Here is a 7,957-nt window from a genome sequence, read left to right as displayed (position 1 = left end):
TTTAGCTGACTCATACTAATAGATCGAGGGCTTGACCAAATAAAAACAACTGGATATTGTGTGCAATTTTGAAAGAACATAAAGTTTTTTCAACAAATAATTAATTCCATAAGAGTTAATTCACGAAAGGATTTATTCACATAAGAGTAAATTCACAATAAATTTGATAGATTCGAGCAGTGCTAGGAGTCAAAGAGCGCGGAGCGGAACGTACTTCAAGTTACGTGAGCACCAAAGCGATGAAGACGACAACGCAATGCGAAGGATATAGCAAATTTAGAAGTAAAATTGGTGATGATGATACAAAGGTAACACCCCTTCCCATTTCGAACAGGACGGTTAAGCTTTGAGATGCCGATGGTACTGCACGGGAGACTGTGTGGGAGAGTAGGGAATCGCCAATAGAATCTTTTTTTGTTATTTAAAAGACTGTGTGGGAGAGGTTAAATGCATGTTATGCATTTAACGGATAATTTAGCAAAACTTGTTTTGCGTTAAAAATTATCCAGTGGCGAAGCGGAATCGCCAATTAAATCTTTTTCGTTATTATTAAAATAAAATATGGCCCCTTGGTCAAGCGGTCAAGACACCACCCTCTCACGGTGGTAACAGGGGTTCGATTCCCCTAGGGGTCACCAAAGACTTCATGTGCATATAGCATATGAAGTTTTTTTACTCTTTAGAAATTTTAAGCATGAGTATAATATTATAAACTTGTATAACAATTAAATAATCAACAAGGAAATACTAATAATCTGTTAATTAATTAAACATAACTGTGGATAAAAAAACAAGAAAGCTATAAAATAAGAACAGATGAAAGACATTCACAAAATGAAATCAAGGTGATAATATGAAATTCAACAATAATATTGAAGTGGGAGTATTTGTAGAAAGGCCGAATAGATTTAATGCTAAAGTAATACTAAATGGAGAAGAGATAGTAGTACATGTTCCTAATACTGGGAGATGCAGAGAAATATTAAAGCCTAATACTAAAATTATTTTACGTGAAGAACTAAACCCAAGTAGAAAGACAAAGTATGATTTAATTGCGGCTTATAAAGATGAAAGTAAATTAATAAATATAGATTCACAAATACCTAATAAGGTAGTGAAAGAGGCTTTACAAAAAAGAATGATTAAAGAGTTGAATGATTATGAGATTATAGAAAGCGAAAAGTTCTATGGAAGTAGTAGGTTTGACTTTAGATTGACAAATTCTTTAGGTGAAGTATATTATTTAGAAGTAAAGGGAGTTACTCTTGAATTCAATGAAAAAGCATCATTTCCAGATGCACCGACTGAGCGAGGAACTAAACATGTTTTAGAATTAATAGAAGCGAAAAAAAATGGTTACGGAGCAGGAATAATGTTTTTGATTCAAATGGAAGAGGTACTGAGCTTTACACCAAACTATATTATGGATCCTAAGTTTGGAGAAGCAGTAAAATTTGCAAAAAAAAATGGCGTTGATATTTATGCATATTCTTGTAAGGTGACAGAAAAATCAATTGAAATATTAAAGGAAATTGAAGTAAATTTATAGGTTGTTTGGGGAGTGGGTAGAATGAAGTTTAAGTATTGTCCATTATGTGGAAGAGAATTAGAACTAAAAGATAGTTGGGATGAAGGGGCAGTACCATTCTGCGAGCACGATGATACGTTGTTTTTTGATTTACCAAAGCCTTGTGCAGTAATAGCAGTTATTAAGGAAAAAGAGATTTTATTATTGAAGCAAAGTTATATATATAAAAATTCTAAAGTGCTTGTATCTGGATATGTTGGAGTAGATGAAACTGTAGAGCAAACAGTAGCAAGAGAAGTCATGGAAGAAACAGGGATACAGATAGAGAATATAGAATACTTAGGTAGTGATTTTGTATATGGCAAAGAACTATTAATGTTGACTTTTATGGCAAAATATAAGAGTGGAGATATAAATAAATCATCTGAGGTTGAAGCCTTAGAATGGATACCTTTAGAAAAGGCATTGGAACAGATGGAAGAAGATGCTATAGGAAAAAAAGTAGTAAAAAAAATACTAGAAAAATATAATTATTAATATTAATTTACATTTATATTAGTGTTTGTAGGTTGAAAAGAGTATCTTGAATAAGTTAGGAACTCTTTTTTTGTTTCATATTTCATATTAAGATAAATATTACAAATTATTTAAGATAATGTGAATATATTTTATACTGAAATTTTTAGTATTATAATATATTTAGAATAATTTTTCATGGAGGTAATTGTATGTCACAAAAAGAGTCTAAGTTTGTACCTGAGATTAAGGGAACCTTAAGGAATCATGTTATTGAGGTGCCTCAAGTTATTAGAAATTGTAGTGGAATTAAGATATTTGGCAAGAGAATAAAATCATTATTATTTACCACAGATGTAGCAATAATAAGAAATACAAATGCAGATGCTATTATTGCAGTGTACCCATTTACACCTCAACCTGTAATTACTGAGGCTCTAGTTATGGCAGCAGATGTACCTGTATTTTGTGGAGTTGGTGGAGGTATAACTCAAGGAAAAAGGGTTATTAACCTAGCATTAGATGCTGAATTTAAGGGAGCTATGGGAGTCGTATTAAATGCTCCAACATCAAATGAGATTATAAGTAAGATAAGAAAAACTATTGATATACCTATTATAGTAACTATTGTATCTGAGAATGAAAACATAGAAGAGAGAATAGAATCAGGTGCAACTATATTAAATGTTTCAGGTGGTAAGGATACTGCTGCAATTGTAAGAAAAATTAGAAGTCAGTTTCCTGAGTTCCCAGTAATTGCAACAGGAGGACCAACAGAAGAAAGTGTTGAAGAAACAATAAAAGCTGGGGCAAATGCAATAACATATACACCACCTCTTGGAGCAGATATAATGAGTAGTTTAATGGATAGATATAGGAATTCTTAATTTTTTATTGACAACTAAAAAGAGTATGTTATCATATTAACATCAAGTTGAATACAATATAATATATACCTAGGGTAGAGGAGCTATTTACTATTAGTACTTAAAAGGAACTGGCAAGTGATGATCTTTAAGGAAAGGAGAAATAGCCGAAGAGATAGCAACGGCAGAAGTTATCTCTGGTCATGAATAGAACATATTCATGATTGTCACTATAAGTGGAGAGCTACAAGGTAGGCTAATTGCAATTAATTATGATGTTTTTATTGTAATAATTGCAATATCCTATACAAAAGAACTCTACCCGTCACAGATTTTTCTGTGACTTTTATTTTTCTTTAGGAATCTATAATATTTTTAGGTTGTGGATAACATTATGAGTTTGAATTATAATCTAAGGATTTACCAGACTTCCCTAAAGAATAAAAATAGAATTAGTCGCCTGCCAAGTTTTCCTCACATGCGTTTGGAAAGGCAGATGCGAGAAAAAAATCGACGGCTCATAATCGCCTTGACGATTTTTTTATGGGGCAAATAAACAAGGGGGAATAAAGATGAAATTATTTGGTACAGCACAAATTGAGAACAATCAGCTTTATATTGGAGGAGTTGAAGCTAGTATTTTAGCTAAAGAATATGGAACACCTGTTTATGTAGTTGATGAGGAGCTAGTAAGAAATAATTGTAGAGATTACTATAAAAGCTTTCAGTGTTCAGAGGGCGGAAATAGGGTTGCTTATGCTGGGAAAGCCTTTTTAACACTAGAAATGTGTAGAATAATTAGAGATGAAGGCTTATATCTAGATGTAGTATCTGGAGGAGAATTATTTACTGCACTTAAGGCTGAATATCCTGCTGAAAAAATTTATTTTCATGGAAACAATAAAACTATAGATGAGATTAAAATGGGTATAAGTAATGGAGTTGGAAGATTTGTAGTAGATAATTTATATGAACTAGAGATATTAGATTCTATTGCTAAAGAATATGGAGTTGTTCAGAAGATATATCTAAGAATAACCCCAGGAATAGAAGCGCATACCCATGAATATATAAAAACTGGCCAAATAGACTCAAAATTTGGATTTGCTCCAGTTGGAGATCTGATTTTTGAAGCTATTAAAGCAGCATCATCTTACAAAAACATTGAATTAAGTGGGCTTCATTGTCATATTGGATCTCAAATATTTGAAATAGAACCATATGAAGATGCAACAGAAATAATGTTGAACTTATTATTTAAGGTTCAAAAAGAACTAGGAATTAAAATACCTGAATTAGATTTAGGTGGAGGATTCGGAGTTTATTATAATGAGGGAGATGAACCTAGAGAAACCAAGGAGTATTGTAAAGCAATACTTGATAAGGCAGAAGTTGTATGCAAGAAACTTGGAATGGAGATACCAACTTTATCTATTGAACCAGGACGATCAATAATAGCAAATGCTGGTACAACTTTATATACTATAGGTTCAATTAAAGATATTCCAGAAGTAAGAAAGTATGTTTCAGTAGATGGGGGTATGACTGACAATATAAGACCTGCATTATATAGAGCTGAATATAATTGTTTAGTTGTAAACAGATTAGGGGAAGAACAATATGAAGAGGTAACCATCGCAGGTAAGTGTTGTGAGTCAGGAGATATACTTATTAATGATATATCAATACCCAAAGTTGAAAGTGGAGATATATTGGCAGTATTTTCTACTGGAGCATATGGTTATTCTATGGCAAACAACTATAATAAGATTCCTAGACCTGCTGTTATTATGGTTAGTGAAGGTAAGGCTAGAGTTATTTGTAAAAGAGAAAGTTATGAAGATATATTAAGAAATGAAATATAATACAAATAGGATTCAGTTATTTTATAGCTGAATCTTATTTATTTTTTTACTCTTTAGGAATTTATAATATTTTTAATTTGTGGATAAAATTATATGCTTGAAGTACAATCTAAAGACTCACTAAAGAGTAAAAAATAGAATTAGTCGCCTGCCAAATTTTCCTCACATGCGTTTGGAAAGGCAGATGCGATAAAAAAATCGACGGCTCATAATCGCCTTGACGATTTTTTTATATTGACTAGTTAGGTTAAATTTTATAAATTCTTTATAGATTTTTTATTTTATTAAGGTTAAAATAAATAATACAAATATGATATACTATTTAATAATATCTTTATAGAAGGAGAATATTTTGAAATATATAATTGATAGAATTGAAGGAGACTTTGCTGTTTGCGAAAATGATGCAGGAGAACTTAAAGATATTGATATTTCTTTAATCCTTGGGGAAGTTGCAAGTGGAAAAGTTATAATTAGTAAGAATGAAACTTACGTTGTTGATGAGATATTAACAAAGCAGAGAGAAGAAGAAATAAATAAATTAGCAGACGGAATATGGGAGGAATAATGGAGGATAATACTAACAACTCAGAAGTTGAACAAAAAAGTATAAGTGGTTTTAAAAGATTTATATATGATTGGATATTTCCAATAGTATTGGCTATTATTGCAACAGTAATAATAAATAAGTTTTTACTATTTAAGATATATATACCTTCGGAGTCAATGAAACCAACATTGCAAGTAAATGATCAGTTATTTGTAACTAGAGTATATAAACCCGAAAATCTAAAACATGGTGATATAATTGTATTTTATTCTAGTGAACTAGGAGATACACTTATAAAAAGGCTAATCGGAATCCCTGGAGATAATGTAAAAATAAAGGGTGGAGAGGTATATATTAATGATGAAAAAATAAATGAGGACTATGTAAAATATCCATCTTCATACGACGGAGAGTTTCAAGTTCCTAAAGGAAAGTTCTTCTTTTTGGGAGATAATAGAGCAAATTCAGAAGATGCAAGATATTGGAACAATCCATTTATAGATGGCAAAGATATAAAAGGTAAAGCTCAATTAAGAGTTTATCCATTTAATAGATTCGGTTTTGTGAAATAACTAACTAGAGAAAAATGGGGTGAAGAACATTTATGTTTAAAGATAATAAGAAGTTAAAATATTTACTTATATATGGATTAATAGCAATATCTATATTAGTTACATTCAATTATTCTAAGTCACTTTTCATGACTAAACAGTTAAAATATAACGAATTCAAGACTATGCTAAAAGATAAGCAGATTGAAGAAGTCGTAATTGATACTAATGTAATAAACATATATCCTATTAAGGAAAATAAAGATTACGGAAAAAGTATATATACTGTAAATCTTAATGATCCATCATTAGTGAAGGAATTAGATGATGCAGGTGTAAAATATGGTGGAAAAAAACCAGATAGTTTCCCAGTTATGGAACTTCTTCTTTCTTGGATCTTACCAATGGTATTTGTGATCTTCGTAGGAAGATTGATGTTTGGTAAGATGGATAAGAAAATGGGTGGAGGAGTAATGTCCTTTGGTAAAAATACTGCCAAACTATATGCAGAGGATCAAACAGGAATAACCTTCGATAATGTGGCAGGACAAGAAGAAGCAAAAGAATCCTTAAAAGAAATTGTGGATTTCTTACATAAACCTGAAAGATATACTGAAATTGGGGCAAAACTACCTAAAGGAGCTCTATTAGTAGGGCCTCCTGGTACAGGTAAGACACTACTTGCAAAAGCTGTTGCTGGGGAAGCTAAAGTACCATTCTTTTCTTTATCAGGATCAGATTTTGTTGAAATGTTTGTGGGAATGGGAGCTTCAAGAGTTAGAGATCTTTTTAGACAAGCAGAAGAAAAAGCTCCTTGTATAGTGTTTATAGATGAAGTAGATGCAATTGGTAAGAGCAGAGAAGGAAATATAAGTGGAAATGATGAAAGAGAACAAACGCTAAATCAACTACTTGCAGAGATGGATGGATTTGATTCTTCAAAAGGGGTTGTTATTTTAGCAGCTACAAATAGACCGGAAATACTGGATAAAGCATTGCTTAGACCAGGAAGATTTGATAGAAGAGTAATTGTAGATAGGCCAGATTTAATTGGTAGACAAGAAATTTTAAAGGTACATGCTAAAGATGTAAAATTAGATTCAGAAGTTAACTTAGAGTCTATAGCAAAAGGAACTCCTGGAGCTGTAGGAGCAGACTTGGCAAACATAGTAAATGAGGCTGCTTTAAGGGCTGTTAAACATAAGAGAACTGAGGTTATTCAAGAAGATTTAGAAGAAGCAGTAGAAGTAATTATAGCAGGAAAAGAGAAGAAGGATAGAATCTTATCACCTCGTGAAAAGAAAATAGTTGCTTTCCACGAAGTTGGGCATGCATTAGTTGCAGCATTATTAAAGAATACTGATCCTGTGCATAAAATAACTATAGTGCCAAGAACTATGGGAGCTTTAGGATATACTATGCAACTTCCTGAGGAAGAAAAGTACTTGGTATCAAAGGATGAATTATTGGATCAAATTACAGTTATGCTTGGAGGAAGAGCAGCTGAAGAAGTAGAATTTAACTTAATTTCAACTGGTGCGTCAAATGATATTGAAAGAGCAACACAATCAGCAAGAAGTATGGTTGCGCTTTATGGAATGACTGAGACCTTTGATATGATGGCTTTAGAAACTGTAAGAAATAGATATTTAGATGGAAGAAACGCAGCCAACTGCTCAGAACAAACATTAACAAGAGTTGATGAAGAAACATTAAATATTATTAAAGATTGTCATAAGAAAGCTATAAAGCTTTTAGATGAAAATAGGGATCTTTTAACTAAGATATCAAATACACTATTGGACAAAGAAACCTTAATGGGGGATGAGTTCTTAGAAATGGTATTTGAAAAGTATCCAGAGCTTAAAGCCCTAAAAGAAGAAAAAGATAAAGAGAGAGAAAGTAGAGAAGAAGCAAGAAAAGCTATTTATGCTAAAAGCAAAGAAGAAGATTTAAGCATAAATAATGAAAAAGTTACAGAAGATACCACTGATGAAAATAATAATCAAAGAATAGAAGAGAAGATAGAAAATATATCACTAGAATAATAAAAGTTTATTTGAGTAAAATAGTTTCCCTAG

At 31.6% G+C, this 7,957-nt stretch carries 7 protein-coding genes, 1 tRNA gene, 1 rRNA gene and 1 riboswitch; all 9 genes read left to right on the top strand.

Annotation, left to right across the window (positions count from 1 at the left end):
• Nucleotides 1-287 precede the first annotated feature (287 nt).
• Nucleotides 288-404, top strand: a 5S ribosomal RNA gene (gene rrf / locus L1S47_RS04225).
• 159 nt (nt 405-563) lie between these two features.
• A tRNA-Glu gene (locus tag L1S47_RS04220) sits at nt 564-638 on the top strand.
• Between the two features lie 215 nt (nt 639-853).
• Nucleotides 854-1,549, top strand: coding sequence for a DNA/RNA nuclease SfsA (sfsA, locus tag L1S47_RS04215; RefSeq protein WP_238882245.1), 696 nt, complete (start codon nt 854-856; stop codon nt 1,547-1,549).
• Nucleotides 1,550-1,570: 21 nt separating this feature from the next.
• Nucleotides 1,571-2,065 (top strand): NAD(+) diphosphatase, encoded by a 495-nt coding sequence (locus L1S47_RS04210; protein ID WP_202765584.1) that lies wholly within the window; start codon nt 1,571-1,573, stop codon nt 2,063-2,065.
• Nucleotides 2,066-2,256: 191 nt separating this feature from the next.
• Entirely contained in the window at nt 2,257-2,931 is a 675-nt protein-coding gene (locus L1S47_RS04205) for a hydrolase (RefSeq protein ID WP_238882244.1), read from the top strand.
• Between the two features lie 67 nt (nt 2,932-2,998).
• Nucleotides 2,999-3,165, top strand: a riboswitch (Lysine riboswitch).
• 317 nt (nt 3,166-3,482) lie between these two features.
• Nucleotides 3,483-4,775: a diaminopimelate decarboxylase gene (gene lysA / locus L1S47_RS04200; RefSeq protein ID WP_238882243.1), complete on the top strand. Its 1,293-nt coding sequence runs from the start codon at nt 3,483-3,485 to the stop codon at nt 4,773-4,775.
• 352 nt (nt 4,776-5,127) lie between these two features.
• On the top strand, nt 5,128-5,343 hold the full coding sequence (locus L1S47_RS04195) for a DUF3006 domain-containing protein (protein ID WP_238882242.1): 216 nt from the start codon (nt 5,128-5,130) through the stop codon (nt 5,341-5,343).
• Nucleotides 5,343-5,897 carry a signal peptidase I gene (gene lepB / locus L1S47_RS04190; protein ID WP_202765588.1) on the top strand — a complete coding sequence of 185 codons (555 nt, stop codon included), beginning with the start codon at nt 5,343-5,345 and terminating at the stop codon, nt 5,895-5,897. Before L1S47_RS04195 ends, lepB begins: the two co-directional genes overlap by 1 nt.
• Nucleotides 5,898-5,929: 32 nt before the next feature.
• Nucleotides 5,930-7,924 carry an ATP-dependent zinc metalloprotease FtsH gene (gene ftsH / locus L1S47_RS04185; RefSeq protein WP_202765589.1) on the top strand — a complete coding sequence of 665 codons (1,995 nt, stop codon included), beginning with the start codon at nt 5,930-5,932 and terminating at the stop codon, nt 7,922-7,924.
• Nucleotides 7,925-7,957: the final 33 nt, after the last annotated feature.

The organism is Clostridium sp. YIM B02551 (assembly GCF_022324735.1).
Classification (GTDB): domain Bacteria; phylum Bacillota; class Clostridia; order Clostridiales; family Clostridiaceae; genus Clostridium_T; species Clostridium_T paridis.
Note: the sequence above shows the minus strand (reverse complement) of the source record. Positions and strands in the feature narration are given on the sequence as shown.

Coding starts and splice junctions, on each gene's coding strand:
- sfsA (WP_238882245.1), top strand. CDS start 854: ATGAAATTCAACAATAATATTGAAGTGGGAGTATTTGTAGAAAGGCCG.
- L1S47_RS04210 (WP_202765584.1), top strand. CDS start 1,571: ATGAAGTTTAAGTATTGTCCATTATGTGGAAGAGAATTAGAACTAAAA.
- L1S47_RS04205 (WP_238882244.1), top strand. CDS start 2,257: ATGTCACAAAAAGAGTCTAAGTTTGTACCTGAGATTAAGGGAACCTTA.
- lysA (WP_238882243.1), top strand. CDS start 3,483: ATGAAATTATTTGGTACAGCACAAATTGAGAACAATCAGCTTTATATT.
- lepB (WP_202765588.1), top strand. CDS start 5,343: ATGGAGGATAATACTAACAACTCAGAAGTTGAACAAAAAAGTATAAGT.
- ftsH (WP_202765589.1), top strand. CDS start 5,930: ATGTTTAAAGATAATAAGAAGTTAAAATATTTACTTATATATGGATTA.